We start from the raw sequence: 20799 nt of genomic DNA, 5'->3' as shown, positions 1-20799 counted from the left end.
CGAATTGACACGGGAACCCCGCGTTCATAACGAAAAGAGTGCGGCGGATAACGAGCCGCAGCCGACTTCCGACAGCGTCGAACGGTAGGAGGCGACAACCGTGGGAGACGCTGTGGTCGATGGTTATGCCGTTGTGGATGTCGAAACAACTGGCCTACACCCCGGATGGCATCATCGAATAGTCGAGGTCGCCGTGGTACGGCTCGACAACAACGGCGGGTTCATCGACGAGTGGTGCACACTCGTCAATCCCGAAAGAGACCTCGGTCCGCAGCACATCCACGGAATCACCGCGGCTGAGGCACGCAGGTCCCCGCGTTTCGGCGAGATCGCGGGCGACCTCGGCCGCCGGTTGGCCGGACGACTGGTCGTCGGTCACAACGTGTCCTTCGACCTGCGGTTTCTCGCCGCCGAGTTCGGCGAAAGGGTGCCGCTGGACGCCACGACAGGTCTCTGCACCATGCGGTTGTCGGACCGATACCTGACAACAACGGGACGTTCTCTGGCCATGTGTTGCCAGGCCGCGGGGGTGCCCCTGGACAATGCCCATTCCGCATTGCACGACGCCAGGGCGACGGCCGAGTTGTTCGGTCATCTGCTGCGAATAGTGGCCGATCCGCGACCCTGGCTCCGGCAATGGCAGGACGTGGCGTCACGGAGCTGGCCCGCTTTGCCGGAATCCACCGGTAAAGAAGTGCGCCGCGGTACACCTGCCGACCGCGGACATTTTCTCGCACGACTGGTCGACGGGCTGCCGAAGATTTCCCACTCGCCGGGAGCGGACGGGTACCTGGCGGTTGTGGACAGGGCACTGCTCGACCGCCACCTGTCCACCACCGAGCAGGACGAACTGGTGCGAACCGCACAGGACGTCGGGCTCACCCGGGGCGACACCACGGACCTGCACCAGCGGTACCTCGTGGCCCTGGCGATGCGCGCGTGGGCGGACGAGGTCGTGACCGACGTCGAGGTGGCCGACCTGCGCCTGGTGGCGAGCCTGCTCGGACTGCCCGCAGGTGAGGTGGACACCGCGCTGTCGACCGCGCGCCAGTTGGTGAAACTGGGTCACCGCTCGAGTGACGAGTTCCGGCTGCGGCACGGTGACTCGGTCGTGTTCACGGGGCAGATGCGACTGTCTCGTGAAGAATGGGTGGAGCGCGCGCAACAGGCAGGCCTCGGCGTGCACAACACCGTAACCAAGACCACACGACTCGTCGTCGCCGCGGACCCGGATTCGCTGTCCGGCAAGGCGAAGAAGGCACACACGTACCGCATCCCGATCATCACCGAAGACGCGTTCGAGTCGTTCATCAGCCACTCGTTGAGGAGAGCTTGATGGTCAACGGGCTGACCTACGCCGAATCCCAGGGCACTGTGGACCGACTACTTCCGCTGGAGGAGAAAGTAGCCGGTCCCGCTGTTGCTCACTCCGTCTCGTAGCCGAGGTTCGGCCGCAGCCACCGTTCCACCACGTCGACGCCGACGCCCTGACGGCGGGCGTAGTCCTCGACCTGGTCACGGCCGAGCCTGCCGACCGTGAAGTAGCGCGCCCCCGGGTTGGCGAAGATCAGGCCGCTGACCGCCGCCGCCGGGGTCATCGCGTAGGACTCGGTCAGCGCCATCCCGATTTTCTCGGCGTCGAGCAGGTCGAACAGCTGCTTCTTCTGGCTGTGGTCGGGGCTGGCCGGGTAGCCGAGCGCCGGGCGGATGCCGCGGAAGCGTTCCGCGTGCAGGTCCGCCAGCTTCGGCTGGGCGTCCGGCTCGAACCAGGCCCGCCGCGCCTCGAGGTGGATGTACTCCGCGAACGCCTCCGCCAGCCGGTCGGCCAGCGCCTTGACCATGATCGACCGGTAGTCGTCGTTGCGTTCCTCGTACTGCGCCGCCAGGTCCTCGGCGCCGTGGATCGCCACGGCGAACCCACCGAGGTGGTCACCTTCCGGGGCGATGTAGTCGGCGAGGCAACGGTTCGGGCGTCCCACGGGCTTCTCGGTCTGCTGGCGCAACATCGGCAGCCGCAGCTTGCCGTCGAGCACGATGTCGTCGCCTTCGGAGTGCGCGGGCCAGAACGCGTACGCGCCCTGCGCGTGGAACGAGCCGTTGGCGATGATCTCGTCGAGCAGCGCGTTGCCGTCGTCGAACAGCTCCTTCGCCACCGGCTGGTCGAGGATCGCCGGGTACTTGCCCTTCAACTCCCACGCCAGGAAGAAGAACTGCCAGTCGATCATCTCGCGCAGCGTGGTCAGGTCCGGCTCGACGTACCGCACGCCGGTGAAGTCCGGTGTCGGCAGTTCGTCGAACGACACCTTCTCCGGGTTCGCCTGCGCCTGCTCGACGGTCAGCAGCGGGCGGCGTTCCTTGGCCTCGTGCTGTTCACGCAGCCGTGCCTGGTCGTCGCGGTTGGCCTCGTCGAGCGCGAGTGCCTTGTCCTCGTCCAACAGGTCCGACACGACACCGACGACGCGGGACGCGTCGAGCACGTGCACGGTCGAGCCCTCGTAGGCGGGCGCGATCCGGACCGCGGTGTGCTGGCGGGACGTGGTCGCGCCGCCGATCAGCAGCGGCAGGTTCATGCCGCGGCGCTGCATCTCGGACGCCACGCTGACCATCTCGTCCAACGACGGGGTGATCAGGCCGGACAGCCCGATGGCGTCGGCACCCTCGGCGATCGCGGTGTCCAAGATGGTCGCCGCGGGCACCATCACGCCGAGGTCGATCACCTCGTAGTTGTTGCAGCCCAGCACGACGCCGACGATGTTCTTGCCGATGTCGTGCACGTCGCCCTTGACCGTGGCCAGGACGACCTTCCCGTTGCCGCTCCTGGTGCTGATCACGCCTTCGGCGCGCAACCGCTCCTTCTCCGCCTCCATGAACGGCTCGAGGTACGCCACCGAGCGCTTCATCACCCGTGCGCTCTTGACCACCTGCGGCAGGAACATCTTGCCGGAGCCGAACAGGTCACCGACGATCTTCATGCCGTCCATCAGCGGGCCTTCGATGACGTCGAGCGGGCGCGCGGCGTCCATGCGCGCCTCCTCGGTGTCCTCCTCGATGAAGTCCACGATCCCGTGCACCAGCGCGTGTTCCAGGCGCTTGCGGACCGGCGCCTCTCGCCAGGACAGGTCGACCGTGCGCTTGGTTCCCGTGCCGCTGACCGTCTCGGCGAAGGCGACGAGCCGGTCGGTGGCGTCCTCGCGCCGGTCGAACAGCACGTCCTCGACCAGTTCCAGCAGGTCGGCCGGGATGTCCTGGTAGACGGCGAGCTGACCGGCGTTGACGATGCCCATGTCCAGCCCGGCCTGTACGGCGTAGTACAGGAAGGCCGAGTGCATCGCCTCACGCACGACGTTGTTGCCGCGGAAGGAGAACGACAGGTTCGAGATACCGCCGCTGATCCGCACGCCCGGACAGCGCTCCTTGATCAACGGCAACGCGTCGATGAACGCCTTCGCGTACCCGTTGTGCTCGGCGATACCGGTCGCCACGGCGAGCACGTTCGGGTCGAAGATGATGTCCTCGGCCGGGAAACCCGCCTTCCGGGTGAGCAGGTCGTACGCGCGGGCGCAGATCTCGACCTTGCGTTCGGTGGTGTCGGCCTGGCCCTGCTCGTCGAACGCCATCACCACGACACCCGCGCCGTAGCCGCGGATCTTGCGGGCGTGGTCGAGGAACTGCTCCTCGCCTTCCTTGAGGCTGATGGAGTTGACGACTCCCTTGCCCTGCACGCACTTCAGCCCGGCCTCGAGCACGCTCCAGCGCGAGCTGTCGATCATCACCGGGATCCGGGCCACCTCGGGCTCGGTCGCGATCAGGTTCAGGAACGTGGTCATCGCCCGCTCGCTGTCGAGCAGGTCGGCGTCCATGTTGACGTCGAGGAGGTTCGCACCACCGCGCACCTGGTCCAGCGCCACGTCGACAGCGGCCTGGTGGTCGTCGGCCTCGATCAGGCGGCGGAACTTCGCCGACCCGGTGACGTTGGTGCGTTCACCGATCATCACGAAGCCGGTGTCCTGGCCGATCGAGAACGGCTCGAGGCCGCTGAACCGGGTCTGCGCGCCGGTGCCCGGCACCTCACGCGGCTTGAGCCCTTCGACGGCCTGTGCGATCTGCTTGATGTGGGCCGGTGTGGTGCCGCAGCAGCCGCCGACGATGTTGACCATGCCGTCCCCGACGAAGCCCTTGAGCAACTCGGCGGTCTCCTGGGGCGTCTGGTCGTAGCCACCGAACGCGTTGGGCAGGCCCGCGTTCGGGTGGCTGGCCGTGTACGTGCCCGCGAGCCGGGACAGGTCCGCCACGTGCGGGCGCATCTCGGCGGCGCCGAGCGCGCAGTTGACGCCGACGATCATCGGGTCCGCGTGTTCGATCGAGCTGAAGAACGCCTCGACGGTCTGGCCGGACAGCGTGCGGCCGGACAGGTCGACGATGGTGACCGAGATCCACAGCGGCAGGTGCGGCGCGACGTCCTTGGCCGCGGCCACGGCCGCCTTGGCGTTCAGCGTGTCGAAGATCGTCTCGATCAGCAGCAGGTCGACGCCGCCTTCGGCAAGGCCCTTGATCTGCTCGGCGTAGGTCTCGTAGACCTGGTCGAACGTGACCGCGCGGTACGCCGGGTCCTCGACTTTCGGCGACAGCGACAGGGTGACGTTGAGCGGGCCGATCGATCCGGCGACGAACCTGCCACCCGCCTCGTCCGCCGCCTGGCGGGCGATCTGCGCGCCGCGCACGTTCATGTCGTGGACCATCGACTGCAGCGCGTAGTCGGCCTGGCCGATGCTGGTCGCGGTGAACGTGTTGGTGGTCGTGATGTCCGCGCCCGCGGCCAGGTACTGGCGGTGCACGTCGAGGATCACGTCGGGGCGGGTCAGGTTGAGCAGGTCCGGGTCGCCCGTGACGTCCTTGACGTGGTCTTCCGGGATGAGATCCGCGCGGTAGTCCGCGGGCTTGAGGCCCGCGCCCTGGAGCATCGTGCCCCACGCGCCGTCGAGAACCACGACCCGCTCAGCGAGAAGGTCCTGCAGGGACTTACCCATGTTCGCCTCCCACCATTTGGGAGGCGCCCTTCACGTTCATAACGCCAGGCCGAGCGTGGCGGACCCGGGTGGTCCGTTGCAGCGCCTCTCGGCCTAGGCCTTGTAGGTTACCGGGAAAGCGCAAGCCTCGCACATGTCCCTCCAGCTAGCCTCGAGTCGTGTTCTCGTTGTCCGAACCGCCGTTGTTCACGCGACTGGCCGGCGCGCGCCGGGTCCTGATCGCCGGAGCGGGCGGCGGTTTCGATGTGTACGCCGGAATTCCGCTGGCTCTGGCGTTGCGTGCCGCGGGGAAGGACGTCCACCTCGCCAATCTGTCGTTCACCAATCTAACGGCGCTCGACGTCGACTCCTGGGTGTGGCCGGGGGTCGCGGCGGTCACTCCGTCAACTGGTGGGGTGAAAGGCAGCTACTTCCCGGAACGCGTGCTGGCGACCTGGCTGGCTGCTGAAAGGCTGCCGTCGACGGTGTACGCGTTCCCCCGGGTCGGGGTCCAGCCGCTGCGGCTGGCATACCAGTCGCTGCTCTCACACCTTGGGATCGACGCCGTCGTGCTGGTCGATGGTGGTACGGACATCCTGATGCGCGGCGACGAGGTCGGCCTCGGCACGCCCGAAGAAGACATGACCAGTCTCGCCGCGCTCGCCGGGATCGATGGCGTCGAACGACTGGCCGTGTGCATCGGGTTCGGGATCGACACGTATCACGGCGTTTGTCACTCGTTGGTGTTGGAGAACCTCGCCGCGCTGACCCGGACCGGCGCTTATCTGGGTGCTTTCTCCATCCCACCGGGGTCCCCCGAAGCACAGGGGTACCTGCGTGCGGTCGAGCACGCGGCGGCCGCGACGCCACGGCGGCCCAGCATCGTCAACGGCCAGATCGCGGCGTCACTGCGCGGCGAGTTCGGCGACAGCCAGTTCACCGACCGGACCGCGGGCAGCGAGTTGTTCGTCAACCCGCTGATGTCGATGTACTTCACGCTCGACCTGCCCGGTCTCGCCGCGAGCGTCGGCTACCTGCCCCAGTTGGAGCAGTCAGTCCACCTGGCCGAGGTCGCGATGGCCATCCGGGAACACCGCGAGCACCTCGACCGACGGACCTGGCGGGCGTTCCCGCACTGACTCGCACACGACGGCGGGGACTCCCGACGATGCACTGCTGGACGGTTGATCGACCCGGGACCTAACGTGACAGCCGTGGACCTGCACAGCGCCGTAGCGAGCGGCGATGCTGATGCGGTCCGCGCGCTGCTCGCGACCGGAACAGCGTTGTCGGTGACCGACGACGACGGGCACACGCCGCTGGAGGTCGCCAGCGATCCGGACATCGCCCGGCTGCTGATCTCCGCGGGCGCGCCGGTGCGGGCGGGCGGTGACACCTCGCCCCTGCACCGGGCGGCCGAGTTCGGCTGGACGGACGTCGCCGAGATGCTGCTGGAGCGCGGCGCCGACCCCGGCTGCCGCGACCGCTACGGCGACCTGCCGCAGGACCTGTTACCCCACGGCCCGTCGGAGCTCAGGGAACGGATGGCGCGCAGACTCCGCTACCACGGCCGGTCCACGCGACTGGGGCTCGACGAGGTGGAACACGGGCCGCAGCAGACCGTGGCGATCCGGCCGCATCGGGCCGAGGCGTTGACCACGATGTACCGCGGCACTGTCCTCGTCCGGTGGGAGTTGGAGCCGCGGATCAAACCGGTGGAGATCCTGCGGGTCGGCTCCCGCACCGACCTCCGTGGCCCGGTCGGGTCGTACACGGGCCCGCTGGTCGCGTTCGCGGGCGAGAAGTCCGTGCAGGTCCGGCAGTGGGCGGCGATCCGGCTGGCGTTCGAGTTACCCGACGCGGGCACGGGCAGCCTGGCGATGTCGCCGGACGGTGAACGGCTCGCGATCGGCCGCGACCAGCAACTGCGGGTCGTCGAGACCGCTTCGGGCGTTCCGCTCGCCGGTGATCAGGACCTCGACCACACCGACTGGGAGGGGCTCGGTGACGCCCGTGTCACGCCCGAGTTCTCGCCGGACGGCGGGAAACTGGCGGTCGGCAACTCGATGCGGGGCAGTTGGTGGCTGACAGTCCTCGACGTCGGCAGGGACGGCCGGTTGCGACACCGCTACGACCGGCGCGACCCGCAGCCGTGGAGCTCCGAGGTGTCCGGCACACTCCGTTTCTCCCCCAGCGGCGAGTACATCGCGATGTGGGTCCACCCGACGGGTGTCGTCGCGACCCTTTCCGCGACCGGTGAAGCCGCGTGGAAACACGAGATCGAGTCCCGCACCGGCACGCTCTGCTACACCGGCGACGGGCGGACGCTCGCGGTCGGCACCGCCGCCGGGGTGTCCTGGTTGGACGCTCACAGCGGCAGGCCGCGTGGCCGCGAGACGACGTTCGGCGCGGTGAACGACCTGGCGTTCGCCGACCACTGCGGCATGCTCGCGGCCACCAGCACCGGGTTGCACAGGTTGCTGGGTTAGGCCGTGTCTCAAAGGCCCCGGCCGCGATAGCCGGGCCGGATGCGGTCCCGATCCCGGCTCTCATCGACCGGGGACTTCGAGACACGACCTAGTACCCGACTGTGAATCTGGTTTGCTTGTGCCGTGGCCGTTCGGCCTCGTCCACCAAGGCCACCGCGAAGTCCTCCATCGAGATGGCCGACCGGCCGTCCGCGTCGACCAGCAGGTCGTCCTTGCCGAGCCGGTACTTCCCAGTCCGCACACCGGGTTCGAACTCGTTGGCCGGGCTGATGTACGTCCAGTCCACTGTGGTCTCGGCACGGCACGCGTCGAACTGCCCGCCGGATGCCCGCGCGATGGGCAGCCACGACGGCGGGAACTCCGGCGAGTCGATGACCAGTCCGCCGCCTGGCGCGGTGAGGCTGCCCGAGCCGCCGATGACCAGCAGCCGTACGCCTGGCGCGATCCCGGCGAGAACCGCCTTCATCACGATCGCCGCCTCCGGCTCACGGCCTGGCGCCGGACGGGTCGCGAGGACGGCGACGTCCTGGCCTTCGGTCAGCCGGGCGACGTCGTCGGGGTTCGCGGCGTCGCCGGCCACCGCGGCCAAGTCCGGGTAGTCGCCGGGGTCACGGACCACCGCTGTGACGTCGTGGTCACGGGACAAGGCTTCGGTCACGACCCGGCGCCCGGCGTTTCCGCCCGCTCCGAACACTGTCATCCGCATCGGTTTTCCCTTTTTCGATCTTGGCGGTCGTCTGGGCGGTGATCAACGACGCCAGCACGATCGCCGCGCCGACGAGCTGAGCGGTACTGAGGTTCTGGCCGAGGGCCAGCCAGCCGACGAGGGTGGCGACCACCGGGCTGAGCAGGCTGAGGAAGGTGACGTTCACGGCGGTCAGCGCCCGGATCCCGTGGAACCACAAGGCGTACGCCACCGCGGCGCCGATGATCGAGAGGTACGCGTACCCCGCCAGGTTCGCCCCGGTGACCGACGACGGCAGCCCCTCGAAGACCAGCGTGACCGGGAGCAGCAGCAGTCCGCCCGCGACGAGCTGCCATCCCGTGATGGCGAGCAGCGGCGCGGGCGAGACCCACCGCTTGCTCAGGACAACGCCGGTGCCCATCACGAAGGCGCCGGCGAGGGCGGCGCCGACACCGAGCGCGTCCAGTTGCGCGTTGGCACGCAACACGAGCAGGGCCACACCGAACACCCCGGCGACCCCGGCCAGCGCCTTGCGGACGGTGAGCCGGTCGTTGAGCACAGCCGCGGACAGTCCCACGACGATGAGCGGCTGGATGGCGCCGACGGTGGCGGCGACGCCGCCGGGCAGCCGGTAGGCGGCGAGGAACAGCAGCGGGAAGAAGGCGCCGATGTTCAGCACGCCCAGGACCAGGGCCCGCCACCACCAGTCCCCGGTGGGCAGACGGCGGGTCACGGCGACGAGCAGGAGCCCGGCGGGCAGCGCCCGCAGCAGCCCGGCGAGCAGGGGCCGGTCGGGCGGCAGCAGTTCCGTGGTGACGTAGTAGGTGGTCCCCCAGATCATGGGCGCCAGCGCGGTCACCAGGATGAGAGCGATCCGATTGCTTAGCACTAAGACAATGTATCTCAACGCTAAGGAATCCGACCGGTGAGTTAGCTCACCACTAAGACACTTCGGCTACCATGCGACCATGGCCGACCACGTCGATATGGTGCTCGATCAGTGGCGTGAACGCCGCCCTGACCTGGACGTCTCCCCGATGGCCGTGGTCGGGCGGCTCAAGCGGCTCAACCGGCTGGTCAACGCCGAACTGGACAAGACGTTCGCCCGGCACGGCCTGGACTCGCCGTCCTTCGACGTCCTGGCGACCCTGCGCCGTTCCGAACCACCGCACCAGCTGTGCCCGAACGACCTGATCACGGCGACCATGGTGACGTCCGGCGCGATCACCCAACGCCTCGACCGGCTGGAAGCACGCGGCCTGATCCGGCGCACGCGCAGCGAGAAGGACGGCCGCAGCGTCGTCGTCTCGCTCACCGGCGAAGGCTGGGACCTGATCGAGAAGGCGATGCCGGAACACCTCGAAACCGAGCAGCGCGTACTGGCCGCGGTGACCGGGAAGCAGCGCGACGCGCTGGCGGGCGCACTGCGGGACCTGCTGGAATCACTGGGCGACAAGCGGGAGTGACGCGGACTGGCCGACCAGCCCGCGTCCACCCGTCACCTCACTTCACTTCGCGCACCCGGCACGGGCTTCACCGATCACCAGATCGGTCAGCGCGGTGTCCAGCACGACCGCGCGCTGCGTCACCGAGTCCGCTGTTCTCGTAGTGCTGTTGAGCTTCAGCTTCCCGGCCACCAACGGAACGGTGACCGGGCCGGAGCCGACGTCGACCTCGGAGCCGTTGACCTTCAACGACCCGACCGTGGACCGGGCAACGGGTTTGCCCGTGTCACAGGAGGCCGAGGCGTGGGACTCGATCACGCCGATCTCCACGACCTGTCCGAGCACGGTGATCTTCACCGAACCCACCGAGGTCGAGGCGGCGGCCTTGCCTGTCTTCGCGGACACCGCGGAGACCTGCACGGACACCGGGCCCGCACCGACCTTCGTACCGGCCGCGGTCTTGCTGTCCGTGTCACAGCCGTGTTCGCCGGAGTTGGCAGCCACGACGTCCTGGTTGAGCAGCTTCACCGCAGTCGCACCACACGAGCCGCTGTGGCGCTCCTTGATCGTGACCTTCGCCGTCCCGACCACGGTGGCGCCCTGCGTGAACTGCACGCTGAACGTCTCGTTGCCCTCCTTGTATTCCTTGTCGGACAGGATTTGCAAGTGGACAGTTTTGCTGGTCTGCCCCGGCGTGAACGTCAGGTCGTCCTCGGCCGCCTTGTAGTCGGTCCCCGCGGTCGCCGTGCCGTCGACTGTCTTGTAGTGCACGGTGATCGGGGTGGTGCTCGCCCTGTCCAGCTGCACCGGCAGCTTCACGATCTTGCCCTCGCGCGTGACGACGTCGCGGACCACGATGCCCGGAACCCGGACGGTGATCGTCTGGACGAGGTCGTGCTGAGCGCCGTTGACCAGGAACTTCACCTTGCAGCTGTACGTGCCCGGCTTCGTGCCCTCCTTGACCCCGATGGTCTCGGTGAACTCGACCGCCTGTCCGCTCGGGACCGTCTTGCTGGCGGGACTGAGCGACGTCGTCAACTGCGGCGCGCAGCCGACCTGCTGGTGCGTCACGGTGGCGTCGAGGTTCTCGAGACCGTCGAGGATGGCCTGTGCGACCGCACCGGGCGACGTGCCCGGCATCATCACGCCACCGGTTTGTGACGTGATCGCGCTCGCCTGGCCGAGGCTGTCGAGCCCACCGCCGTCGGTGCCCGCGATCGGCACGGCGATGACCCGGATGTCCTTGGCCTTCAGCGCCGCGATGGCCTGACCCATGGTGTGCCCGATGCTCGGGTCCTCGGAGTGTGAGTCGCCGAACCACGCGACGATCCGGCTGCTGTCCGGCCGGAACGCGATCGCGCCGGACGCGATCTGGTACAGCGCGTTGACGAAGTCCGACGCCGGGATGCCGCCGCCCTCGGCCTGGTCGACCCATTTCTGGGTGCCGGCGTGGACAGCTTCCTGGCTGCCGGTCAGCGCCTGGTTCACGCTGAACGCCAGTGCGCCGTCGTTGTGGTGCTTGTACTGCGCCACCGCGAACTTCGCGGTCGGCTGGGTGTCCATGACCTGACCGGCGATCGCCTCGGCGTTGGCCGCGACGTTCGCCAGCACGTCGATCATGCTGCCGGTGGTGTCACCGAGCAGCACGATGTCGGGGTTCGGTGGGATTGTCGGGGTGGTGACCTTCTTGGTCAGTGTGGCGCTGCCGCCGGGACCGAGGGTGAGATCCACCGACGGCGGATCGACCTGGGCCGGCGCGGCGTACGACGGCAAACCGGCGAGCAGCACGGCTGACGCCACCATCAGCGCCAGCGTTCTCGTGGGCATGGCACCTCCTTCGATGCTCAGCCTGATGAGCGTCGTCGGACGTGCCACCGGAGACAAGGAATCGGTTGACGCTGTGGTCGGCCGCCCGGGGAGTCTGCCCTTTGGGGCGGTTCGGGACCGTGAAACGCGTCATGGGGTGGTCCAATTGGACCACCCCATGACGCGGCTGAGCCGTGAGCTCAGCAGGCGAAAACTGTCAGACCCCTGTGCTTGAATCAAGATCAGGGGCTCCCCTGGTGGCGGTGTTTGCCGGGGAGTGAATGTGCGAGCTAGTCCCAGTCGAGGCTGGATCCCGAGGCGTACTCGGTCACCCTGGTCTCGAAGAAGTTCTTCTCCTTCTTGAGGTCCATCGCCTCCGACATCCACGGGAACGGGTTCTCCGTCGGCCCGAACACCGGCTCGAGCCCCAGCTGCGCGCAACGGCGGTTGGTGATGAAGTGCATGTACTGCTCGCACAGCTGCGCGTTCAGGCCGAGCAGGCCGTTGGGCATGGTGTCGCGGCCGTAGGCCACCTCCAGCTCACACGCCTCGCCCAGCATCGTGCGGATCTCCGCCTGGAACCGCTCGGTCCACAGGTGCGGGTTCTCGATCTTGATCTGGTTGATCGAGTCGATGCCGAAGTTCAGGTGGATCGACTCGTCGCGCAGGATGTACTGGTACTGCTCGGCGATGCCGACCATCTTGTTGCGCCGGCCCAGCGACAGGATCTGCGCGAACCCGGTGTAGAACCACATGCCCTCGAAGACCACGTAGAACGCCACCAGGTCGCGCAGGAAGGCCTGGTCGTTCTCGGGCGTGCCGGTGGAGAAGGTCGGGTCCTCCAAGTGCTGGGTGTAGTCCAGCGCCCACGACGCCTTGTCGGTGATCGACGGGACCTCGCGGTACATGTTGAACAGCTCGCCCTCGTCCAGGCCGAGCGACTCGCAGATGTACTCGAAGGTGTGCGTGTGCACGGCCTCCTCGAACGCCTGGCGCAGCAGGTACTGGCGGCACTCCGGGTTGGTCAGGTGCCGGTACACCGCGAGCACGATGTTGTTGGCCACCAACGACTCCGAGGTGGCGAAGAAGCCGAGGTTGCGCTTGATCGCGAACCGCTCGTCCTCGGTCAGGCCGTCCGGCGAACGCCACAGCGCGATGTCGGCCTGCATCGAGACCTCGGTGGGCATCCAGTGGTTGGCGCACCCGGCGAGGTACTTGTCCCACGCCCACTGGTACTTCAGCGGCAGCAACTGGTTGACGTCGGCGCGGGCGTTGATCATCGCCTTGTCGTCGACGTGGACACGGGCCGCGCCGCGTTCGATCAGCGGCTCATTGGTGACGGTCACTGGCAGGCCTCGCAATCGGGGTCGGTGATCGAGCAGGCGACCGGCTCGACAGGGGCGGTGGGTGCGACGTTGCGCACGGCGACGGCGTTGAGCTTGCCGTCGGTGCCCTGCAACGTGCTCTTCTCGACGTGGGTCGCGCTCTGCGAACGCAGGTAGTAGGTGGTCTTGAGGCCCTTGTGCCAGGCCAGGCGGTAGAGCGCGTCCAGCTTGCGGCCGCTCGGCGCGGCGATGTACAGGTTGAGCGACTGCGCCTGGTCGATCCACTTCTGGCGGCGGGACGCGGCCTCGATCAGCCAGTCCGACTCGATCTCGAACGCGGTGGCGTACAGCGCCTTCAGGTCGATCGGGATCCGCGCGACCGGGCCGAGCACGCCGTCGTGCACCTTGAGGTCCGCGACCATCCGCGCGTCCCAGAGACCGCGCTCCTTGAGGTCCTTGACCAGCGCGGCGTTCACCACGGTGAAGTCCCCGGACATGTTGGACTTCACGAACAGGTTGCGGTAGAGCGGTTCGATCGACTGGCCGACACCGACGATGTTGGAGATCGTCGCGGTCGGCGCGATCGCCATGATGTTGGAGTTGCGCACACCACCGCGGACCAGCTCACGCACCGGCCCCCAGTCCAAAGTGGAGGCCGTGTCGACGTCGACGTGGTCGCCGAGGTGCGCGACCGAGTCGATCGGCAGGATCCCCTTGCTCCACAACGAGCCGTCGAAGGACTCGTAGCTGCCGCGCTCACGCGCCAACTCGGCCGACGCGGTGATGGCGTAGTAGCTGATCTCCTCCATGCTGCGGTCGGCGAACTCGACAGCGCCCGCGGAGGCCAACGGCATCCGCAGGGTGAACAGCGAGTCGGCGAACCCCATCATGCCCAGACCGATCGGGCGGTGCCGCAGGTTGGACCGCTCGGCCTCGGGGATGGTGTAGAAGTTGATGTCGATCACGTTGTCCAACATGCGAACGGCTGTCTTCACGGTCCGCTCGAGCCGCTCGTGGTCGACGCCTTGCGGTGTCACGTGGTTGGCCAGGTTGACCGAGCCGAGGTTGCACACGGCGACCTCGTCGGCGCTGGTGTTCAGCGTGATCTCGGTGCACAGGTTCGACGAGTGCACGACACCGGTGTGCTGCTGCGGCGAACGCAGGTTGCACGGGTCCTTGAACGTGATCCACGGGTGGCCGGTCTCGAACAGCATGGTCAGCATCCGCCGCCACAGGTCGAGCGCCCGCACCTTGCGGTGCACGCGGATCTCGCCGCGTTCCGCGGCTTCTTCGTATGCGCGGTAGCGCTTGGCGAAGTCGTCGCCGTAGGTGTCGTGCAGGTCTGGGACCTCGTCCGGGGAGAACAGCGTCCAGTGACCGTCAGCCTCCACGCGGCGCATGAACTCGTCCGGCACCCAGTTGGCCGTGTTCATGTCGTGCGTACGGCGCCGGTCGTCACCGGTGTTCTTGCGCAGGTCGAGGAACTCCTCGACGTCGATGTGCCACGTCTCCAGATAGGCGCACGCCGCACCCTTGCGCTTGCCACCGTTGTGCGCGAGTCCCGCCGCAGTCATGTAGGACTCGTCGGCGTCCACCTTGAGGTCGAAAACCGTCGGAACAACCTCGGTTTCGCGGACCTCGCGAACCCGGGAGTAGACCATGCCTCCGTGTTCGATCCAGTTGTGCTTGGTCAGTGGCCTGCACCCGACGAGCTCGGCGATACCCTGTACAGCTGGGACGCGGACGTCGAAAGCCTTGACGACTCCTGTGAAGAAGATCGCGGTGCCGTCCGAACGCGTGCCCGTGTGGTCCTGCTGACGCTCTCGGTACTGCCCGGCTGAGGGAACGCCCATCCGCAACAACTGGTAACGAACCCCAGCAGCCAGGGGCTGAGAAGTCGTGGTGAAGTAGATCTCGACGCCACGTGACACTCCGCCGTCGGTTTCCAGCAACCCTCGCAGCAACATCCGGGTCTGTGTGTGCGGCAAGTGTGAGAACCTGCGGGAGATCCGCTTGTTGTGGTTCTCGTCGTACACGTCGTCATACGTGAACGGGAGCGTTGGGTCACCCGCACCCGATATGCGCCCGCTCTTCTCATCACGTCGCACGCCACGCCCGAATGCCCAGTGGACCTGGGCACAGGTCTCATCCCTGCCCGTTTCCCAGAAGTGAATTCCACGAGCGGTCAGGTAAGCCCGGACGAAGTCGAGATGCGTGTCCAACTCCGGATTGCCGGAAACACCCCACTGCTGGCCGTCCTTCGACAGGTGTCCGTCCCCGAGCAGGATGCCGTAGAGCCGCGCGTCGTCCTCGGTGAATCCCTCGACCGGAACGATTTCCGTTGGCACAACCTGAGCGACGTAGTCGCCCTTCTCCAGGTTGCCCGCGTCCACCCATTCCGGCTCGACCTTGCCGTTGGCGAGCCACTTCAGCGTGCGCGCATTGTCCTGCCCCAACGGCACGCCCTTGATCGCGTAGAACGGGTGCCCCGCGGTGACCTTCAGCGTGTCGACCGAGTGCTTGACGTTCACCTCGACCATGGGGTCGACCTGGTCGTAGGCCATCACCTCGGTCACTTCGCGGTAGGTGCCGCTGATGCCGAGAACCATGTCACCGATTTGGATCGCCTGGATCTGCTTGGCGCCGTCGGCTGTGTAGACCAGGGTTTCCGGTGCGAAACACTGATTCACCGCGACCGTCGTGTCGTTGGCGATCTTCAGGAATGGCACGACGCCCTGCGACTGGCCGTTGGTGCCCTTGATGTGCGCGCCCATGCCGCGCACCGGCGTCCAGTCGTTGCCGAGGCCGCCGGAGTACTTGGCCAGCAACGCGTTGTTGCGGTAGCCCTGGAAGATGCTGTTCAAGTCATCGTCCACTGTGGTCAGGAAGCAGGACGACAGCTGCGGGCGCGTGGTCCCCGAGTTGAACAGGGTCGGTGTCGAGCACATGAAGTCGAAGCTGGACAGCAGTTCGTAGAACTGGATCGCCCTGGCTTCCCTGTCGTCCTCCCTGACCGACAGGCCCATGGCCACGCGCATGAAGAATGCCTGCGGCAGTTCGTAACGCACGCCGTGCTCGTGCAGCAGGTAGCGGTCGTAGAGGGTTTGCAGGCCGATGAAGCCGAAGGCCAGGTCGCGTTCCGGCTTGATCGCCGCGGCGATCCTGTCCAGGTCGAACGTCGCCAGTTCCGGGTCGATCCGGTCGAGTTCGACTCCCTTGCGGATGTACTCGTGGAAGTACTTGTCCTCGGCCACCGCGCCGTGGACCTCGCGTTTGAGCTTGTCCAGCAACAACCTCGCGCACACGAACGAGTAGTTCGGCTCGGTCTCCACGAACGTGCGCGCCGACATGATCAGCGCGTCGTCCAGTTCCCGGTCGGTGATGCCGTCGTAGACGTTGCGCGCCACCTCGGCGATCACCAGCTCGGCAGCCACATCGGGCACACCCGCGCACGCGTCGACGACGCGGCTCTCAAATCCCACAGCTGTTGCGGTCACAGCCCCTCCTCGTAAGCCCGACGGACCGAAGGCGCACAGGAAAACAAGCACGGCAAGACGAAGTCACCGTGCCGGCCTTCCCGCGAGGCTCCGGACACGCGCACGCCGGCCGGCGCACGCGTCGATGACAGGTCTTCGGACTCGCGGGCATCCAGGCAACACCTGGACCTACTGGCCGTCGCTTCCCAGGCTCACGCCCAGTGCTTCCATGACGGCGGTCGTTCCCGCTCACCGCTGCGGGGCAGTCCCGGACTCGCACCGGGTTCCCTTGTCGCATCGACGACGCAGACCCTACATGTAGTGCCAGCGCCGAAAACACACCCCCAGATGTACCGGCGTGTCACAGTCTGATCTTGGCTCCGACCAGCGGGATGAACCCGACCGGTGACCTTCTCCGAGTCGGACTTGCCGGGATGGCCTTGAGCGGCGGCCGCGGCGGTGGTCGACTGCACTCGTGATTGTCGAGTACGCGCACTACCTCGTCCCGGCCGAGCGGACTGAGGACTTCGAGAAGGCATGCCGGGCCGCCGCCAGCGCGCTGTCCGCGTCGCCCCATTGCCGCACATATGATTTGTCGCGCAACGAGAACCAGTACACCTTGCGGATCGTCTGGTCGACCCCGCAGGACGTCGAACAACTCGCGGAATTCCAGGCGACCGACAAACGACTGGAGCGTCCCGTCGATCTCGCTCCCACTCTCTACGAATGGGCGGGCGGGGCGGCAGCACTGGAGAAACTGTTCACCGGGTTCTACGCGAACGTGGCCAATGACCCTGTGCTGGCACCGGTTTTCGCACACATGGACCCGAATCACCCGAAGCACGTCGCGGCTTGGCTCGGGGAGATCTTCGGCGGCCCGAAGGTCTATTCCGAACAGCACGGCGGCCATCCGCACATGGTTTCCCGGCACCTCGGCCGCGCGCTCACCGAAAACCACCGCAGGCACTGGGTGAACCTGTTGATCGACACCGCCGACGAGGTCGGTCTGCCGTCCGAGGCGGAATTCCGGTCGGCGTTCGTCGGATACCTGGAATGGGGCACGCGGATGGCCGTGATGTTCTCCCAGCCCGGCGTGGATCCCACTGTCCCCGAACCCATGCCCACCTGGGGCTGGGGCGAGGTCCGCCCCTGGTTCTAACGGATGCTGAAGCCGAGTGACCGCGCGATCGTCATCGCTTGGTCGACCCCGATGATCGCGTCTTTCAGCTCGGCGTCGAACGGGTTGAGCGACGACAGGTCACTGCCGCGCAAGTCCGCGCCGACCAGCCGGATCCGGTCCAGCTGCGCGGAAGCCATGTCCACGTTGAGGAATTCGGCTTTCTCGCAGTCGGCCGCGGTCAGATCCGTTTCCCGCATCCGCACGTCGCGGAACACGCAGTTGCGCAGATCCACACCGGACAGCACCGCGAACGACCAGTCGCCGCCGCGGACCCGCATGGGCCGCATGGTGCATTCGGCGAACGTGCTGCCGACGAGTTTGCACCCGTCGAACTCGGTGTCGAAAAGGTTGCAGCGCTTGAAGACGCAGTTGACGAAGGCGGCGCTGGAGTGCTTCGAGGCGTTGAACTTGACGTTGCCGAACGTGCATTCCTCGAAGGTGCTGCCGGTGTTGACGACCTCGGTCATGTCCACTTCGTGGAAGGCGCAGTTCCGGTAGACGCGGCCGTCGAGCTCTTCGCCGTACCAGTCCTCGTCGTCGAACTTCTTGCCCTCGATCGCCGTCATAGGGGTGAATCTACCCAGTGCAGCATCCGACGCCACGCGGCGATTCGCTCAGCGTCCAGATTGGCGGCTTTCGCCAGTTCCTTGACGCGGTCCGGCGCGGCCATCGCGTAGTCGATCGCGTCGAACGCGCGGTCCCCCGCGCACGCCTTCGGGTCGATCACCATCAGCCCGCGCGGGCCGACGAGGATGTTGTGGAAATGCAGGTCCCCATGCAGCAGAACGACATCGTCCTGGGTGGCGACGAGTTCGTCGCGCAGTTGCCGTGACGAACCGATGTCCACGCCGCGGCTCTCCATGCGGTCGAAGAACTCCTCGGTGTAGGCGAGCATGTCCCGTTCGGCGACCGCGGGATCACCGACCGCGTGCAGGTCCGTCATCAGCGCGGCGAATTCCTCCGGCGGCGGTACCTCGGTGACGAACGTGCCCGGCTCGATGATCTCCATCACCATCGCGCCGTCCTCGTGCTGGAACACCCGGGGCACGCGGCCGCTGGGTTCGTACATCCGCAGGACCCGCGCCTGCTCGGCGAGGAAGTCCACCTGCGGCGAGAGTTTCAGGACCACGTCACCGCAGCGGATGGCCACCGACGAGTTGCCTGTGGGGTACGGCTCGCCCGGCGTCAGGGCCCAGCGCCGCGCCAAGTCCGCGATCCGGGCGGGCAACGCGTCCATCCACGCGTGTGCCTCGGGGCCGAACCGCCGTCGCATCCGGGCTCGCGCCGGTTCGAGGTTCATCCCGGGAGCTTGTCCAGTGGGAGGTCGACCGCCTTGGCGATCGCGACCACCGTGAAGAACGCGGGGGTGGGGATCCGGCCGTGTTCGATCTTGCGCAGGGTCTCCACCGAGATGCCCGCCGCCGCGGCGATCTCCACCGTGGTCCGGCCCGCCCGCGCCGCGCGCAGCGCCTCACCGAGCCGGACGCCGCGTTCGCGGTCCTCGGGGGTGAGTGGTGGCCGAACCATGCTTCCGATGATAATGCCCGCTCGTTGACCTCGACCGTGGTTGAGGTTTTAGCGTCCACGCCATGCTGATCGATTCACGAGTGTCCGAGGTGCTGTCGAAGGTGCGGGTGGTCGAACTCGCCACCATCGGCAAGGACGGCTCGCCGCAGGTGCGGCCGATGTCGGCGATCTGGGTTCCCGGGAAGGACCACATCGTGCTGACCACGCCGCTCGCGTTCCCGCAGAAGGTGTTCAACATCCGGCGCGACGGCCGGGTGTCGCTGTTCTACTCCGACCTGACCGGCAGTGGCCTCGACGGTGGGACCGCCGTACTGGTGCAGGGCAGGGCCGAAGCGCCGCGGATCGCCGCCGGGACCGCGGAACTCGAGGACTTCTGGAGCGCCACGTTCTCCCGCAATCCCGAGTACGCCACCCAGTTCGCCTCCCCCGACTACCGCGCCGCCATGGATTGGTACTACTGGCGGCTGCCGGTGTACGTCACGCCTGAACAAGTGCACGTCTTCGACGCGACGCCGGCCGGTGGCGCGCTGGAACCGCCACCACCGCAGGCGGCGCCGATGGCCGAGCAGATCAAGGACGCGATCGAGCGCTACCCGACCGCCGTGTTCACGACGTTCGACGACCAGGGCCACCCGTACTCGGTCCGCGCCGAGGTGACGGCGGATCTGCGGGTTCGCCCGCTGCAGCCGTTCGCGGGCAAGCCGGGACCGGCGAGCCTGTTGTGGCACCGGCACAGCCTCGGCGCGGGTGGCGACACGAGCAGCATGCTTACACTTCAGGTGGTCGGTTCGTTCGACGGCGAGCGCTTCACCGCGGAGCGGATCCCCGGCGCGCTGCCGGACGAGCGCGGGGCAGGCGGCGGCGAGTACGACTGGATCGCCAAGGCCAAGCAGCAGTCGGCGGCGTATCTTGCCCAGCGGGGCCTGGCGGAGCCGGTCGTGGACTGGGACGCGCTGGTCGGCTACACCGGGCGCTGACTGTGATAAGAATACTGGGATAGTTATCTGGTCCCAGGAGAGCGTGATGGTCGAACTCAAGACACCCGCGGAACTAGAGCTGATGCGCGAGGCGGGCAAAGTGGTGGCCGCCGCGTTGCGCGCGACCAAGGAAGCGGCGGCTCCCGGGGTCTCACTGCGCGAGTTGGACACCGTCGCGGCGGAGGTGATCGCCGCCAACGGCGCGAAGTCGTCGTTCCTGCACTACCACCCGCACTTCGCGCCGACGCCCTTTCCCGGCGTGATCTGCGCGTCGGTCAACGACCTGGTGGTGCACGGCATCCCGGACGACTACGAGCTCAAAGAGGGCGACCTGGTCAGCATCGACTGCGGCGCGCACGTCAACGGGTTCCACGGGGACTCGGCGATCACGTTCTTCATCGGCGAACCGGCCGAAGAGGACGCGCGCCTCAGCGAGCACACGCGGGAAGCGCTGTACGCGGGCATCGCCGCGGCCAAGGTGGGCAACCGGCTCGGTGACGTGTCCCACGCGATCGGCAGGATCGGCCGAGCGCACGGTTACGGGTTGCTGGCGGGATATGGCGGCCACGGCGTCGGCCGCAAGATGCACGAGGACCCGCACGTGCCCAACGAGGGCAAAGCCGGTCGCGGCCTGAAACTGCGGGCCGGCCTGGTGATCGCCATCGAGCCGATGTTCATCGCGGGCGGCAGGGACACGTTCACCACCGACGCGGACGGCTGGGGCCTGCGCAGCTCCGACCGCACCCGCGCGGCGCACTGGGAGCACACGATCGCGGTGACCCCGAACGGCCCCGTCATCCTCACCGACCCGTGAGTCCCCCCGGCAACCAATGTGGCCTTCGTTGCGGGAAACGCAACGAAGGCCACATTGGTTGCACAGCCG

General features: G+C 67.4%; 16 protein-coding genes and 2 riboswitches. Of the genes, 7 read left to right on the top strand and 9 right to left on the bottom strand.

Annotated features, from left to right (window positions below; translation table 11 throughout):
* The first annotated feature begins 100 nt into the window (after nucleotides 1–100).
* Nucleotides 101–1336: an exonuclease domain-containing protein gene (locus tag ALI144C_RS25750; protein ID WP_076989740.1), complete on the top strand. Its 1236-nt coding sequence runs from the start codon at nucleotides 101–103 to the stop codon at nucleotides 1334–1336.
* Between the two features lie 88 nt (nucleotides 1337–1424).
* On the opposite strand, the gene metH is transcribed toward ALI144C_RS25750, so the two are convergent.
* The gene (metH, locus tag ALI144C_RS25745) at nucleotides 1425–5027 is read right to left on the bottom strand and encodes a methionine synthase (protein ID WP_076989739.1); all 3603 of its coding nucleotides are present in this window, start codon (nucleotides 5025–5027) and stop codon (nucleotides 1425–1427) included.
* A gap of 14 nt (nucleotides 5028–5041) precedes the next feature.
* Nucleotides 5042–5123, bottom strand: a riboswitch (S-adenosyl-L-homocysteine riboswitch).
* Nucleotides 5124–5185: 62 nt separating this feature from the next.
* Between metH and ALI144C_RS25740 the strand changes: the two genes are divergently transcribed.
* Together ALI144C_RS25740 and ALI144C_RS25735 are read left to right on the top strand one after the other, a co-directional pair.
* Nucleotides 5186–6145 (top strand): DUF1152 domain-containing protein, encoded by a 960-nt coding sequence (locus ALI144C_RS25740; RefSeq protein ID WP_076989738.1) that lies wholly within the window; start codon nucleotides 5186–5188, stop codon nucleotides 6143–6145.
* 75 nt (nucleotides 6146–6220) lie between these two features.
* Nucleotides 6221–7495 carry an ankyrin repeat domain-containing protein gene (locus tag ALI144C_RS25735; protein ID WP_168211352.1) on the top strand — a complete coding sequence of 425 codons (1275 nt, stop codon included), beginning with the start codon at nucleotides 6221–6223 and terminating at the stop codon, nucleotides 7493–7495.
* 88 nt (nucleotides 7496–7583) lie between these two features.
* Here ALI144C_RS25735 and ALI144C_RS25730 read toward each other — a convergent pair whose 3' ends face one another.
* Together ALI144C_RS25730 and ALI144C_RS25725 are read right to left on the bottom strand one after the other, a co-directional pair.
* Complete coding sequence (locus ALI144C_RS25730) at nucleotides 7584–8195, bottom strand: NAD(P)-dependent oxidoreductase (protein WP_237774312.1); 612 nt, start codon at nucleotides 8193–8195, stop codon at nucleotides 7584–7586.
* Nucleotides 8131–9069, bottom strand: a complete 939-nt coding sequence (locus tag ALI144C_RS25725) for an EamA family transporter (RefSeq protein WP_076989736.1) — start codon at nucleotides 9067–9069, stop codon at nucleotides 8131–8133. The genes ALI144C_RS25730 and ALI144C_RS25725 overlap by 65 nt, the downstream gene beginning before the upstream one ends.
* Before the next feature lie 79 nt (nucleotides 9070–9148).
* Here ALI144C_RS25725 and ALI144C_RS25720 point away from each other — a divergent pair, with 79 nt between their 5' ends.
* Nucleotides 9149–9646: a MarR family winged helix-turn-helix transcriptional regulator gene (locus tag ALI144C_RS25720; protein ID WP_076989735.1), complete on the top strand. Its 498-nt coding sequence runs from the start codon at nucleotides 9149–9151 to the stop codon at nucleotides 9644–9646.
* A 42-nt stretch (nucleotides 9647–9688) separates the two neighbouring features.
* On the opposite strand, the gene ALI144C_RS25715 is transcribed toward ALI144C_RS25720, so the two are convergent.
* The 3 genes from ALI144C_RS25715 to ALI144C_RS25705 all read right to left on the bottom strand — a co-directional run bounded on the left by ALI144C_RS25715 (nucleotide 9689) and on the right by ALI144C_RS25705 (nucleotide 16253).
* Nucleotides 9689–11452 (bottom strand): Calx-beta domain-containing protein, encoded by a 1764-nt coding sequence (locus ALI144C_RS25715; protein WP_076990047.1) that lies wholly within the window; start codon nucleotides 11450–11452, stop codon nucleotides 9689–9691.
* 269 nt (nucleotides 11453–11721) lie between these two features.
* The gene (locus tag ALI144C_RS25710; protein ID WP_269086704.1) at nucleotides 11722–12777 is read right to left on the bottom strand and encodes a ribonucleotide-diphosphate reductase subunit beta; all 1056 of its coding nucleotides are present in this window, start codon (nucleotides 12775–12777) and stop codon (nucleotides 11722–11724) included.
* Complete coding sequence (locus ALI144C_RS25705; RefSeq protein WP_076989733.1) at nucleotides 12774–16253, bottom strand: ribonucleoside-diphosphate reductase subunit alpha; 3480 nt, start codon at nucleotides 16251–16253, stop codon at nucleotides 12774–12776. The genes ALI144C_RS25710 and ALI144C_RS25705 overlap by 4 nt, the downstream gene beginning before the upstream one ends.
* 109 nt (nucleotides 16254–16362) lie before the next feature.
* A riboswitch (cobalamin riboswitch) is annotated at nucleotides 16363–16549 on the bottom strand.
* A 158-nt stretch (nucleotides 16550–16707) separates the two neighbouring features.
* Between ALI144C_RS25705 and ALI144C_RS25700 the strand changes: the two genes are divergently transcribed.
* The gene (locus tag ALI144C_RS25700) at nucleotides 16708–17391 is read left to right on the top strand and encodes a group II truncated hemoglobin (RefSeq protein WP_076989732.1); all 684 of its coding nucleotides are present in this window, start codon (nucleotides 16708–16710) and stop codon (nucleotides 17389–17391) included.
* Here ALI144C_RS25700 and ALI144C_RS25695 read toward each other — a convergent pair.
* Genes ALI144C_RS25695 through ALI144C_RS25685 form a run of 3 tightly spaced genes read right to left on the bottom strand, consistent with a single transcriptional unit; the run spans nucleotide 17388 to nucleotide 18939 of the window.
* The gene (locus ALI144C_RS25695; RefSeq protein ID WP_076989731.1) at nucleotides 17388–17978 is read right to left on the bottom strand and encodes a pentapeptide repeat-containing protein; all 591 of its coding nucleotides are present in this window, start codon (nucleotides 17976–17978) and stop codon (nucleotides 17388–17390) included. The genes ALI144C_RS25700 and ALI144C_RS25695 overlap by 4 nt on opposite strands.
* Nucleotides 17975–18712, bottom strand: coding sequence for an aminoglycoside phosphotransferase family protein (locus ALI144C_RS25690; RefSeq protein ID WP_076989730.1), 738 nt, complete (start codon nucleotides 18710–18712; stop codon nucleotides 17975–17977). Before ALI144C_RS25690 ends, ALI144C_RS25695 begins: the two co-directional genes overlap by 4 nt.
* Nucleotides 18709–18939: a helix-turn-helix domain-containing protein gene (locus ALI144C_RS25685; RefSeq protein WP_076989729.1), complete on the bottom strand. Its 231-nt coding sequence runs from the start codon at nucleotides 18937–18939 to the stop codon at nucleotides 18709–18711. Before ALI144C_RS25685 ends, ALI144C_RS25690 begins: the two co-directional genes overlap by 4 nt.
* Before the next feature lie 62 nt (nucleotides 18940–19001).
* Here ALI144C_RS25685 and ALI144C_RS25680 point away from each other — a divergent pair, with 62 nt between their 5' ends.
* Both ALI144C_RS25680 and map read left to right on the top strand, forming a co-directional pair.
* Nucleotides 19002–19916 (top strand): pyridoxamine 5'-phosphate oxidase family protein, encoded by a 915-nt coding sequence (locus ALI144C_RS25680; RefSeq protein WP_076989728.1) that lies wholly within the window; start codon nucleotides 19002–19004, stop codon nucleotides 19914–19916.
* A gap of 46 nt (nucleotides 19917–19962) precedes the next feature.
* A complete protein-coding gene (gene map / locus ALI144C_RS25675; protein WP_076989727.1) occupies nucleotides 19963–20730 on the top strand; it encodes a type I methionyl aminopeptidase in 768 nt (255 codons plus the stop codon).
* The last annotated feature ends 69 nt before the right edge of the window (nucleotides 20731–20799 follow it).

Source organism: Actinosynnema sp. ALI-1.44 (genome assembly GCF_001984155.1).
In the GTDB taxonomy this organism is placed as follows: Bacteria; Actinomycetota; Actinomycetes; order Mycobacteriales; family Pseudonocardiaceae; genus Kibdelosporangium.
The sequence above is the reverse complement of the archived record's forward strand: the minus strand, read 5'-3'. Positions and strand labels throughout refer to the sequence as shown.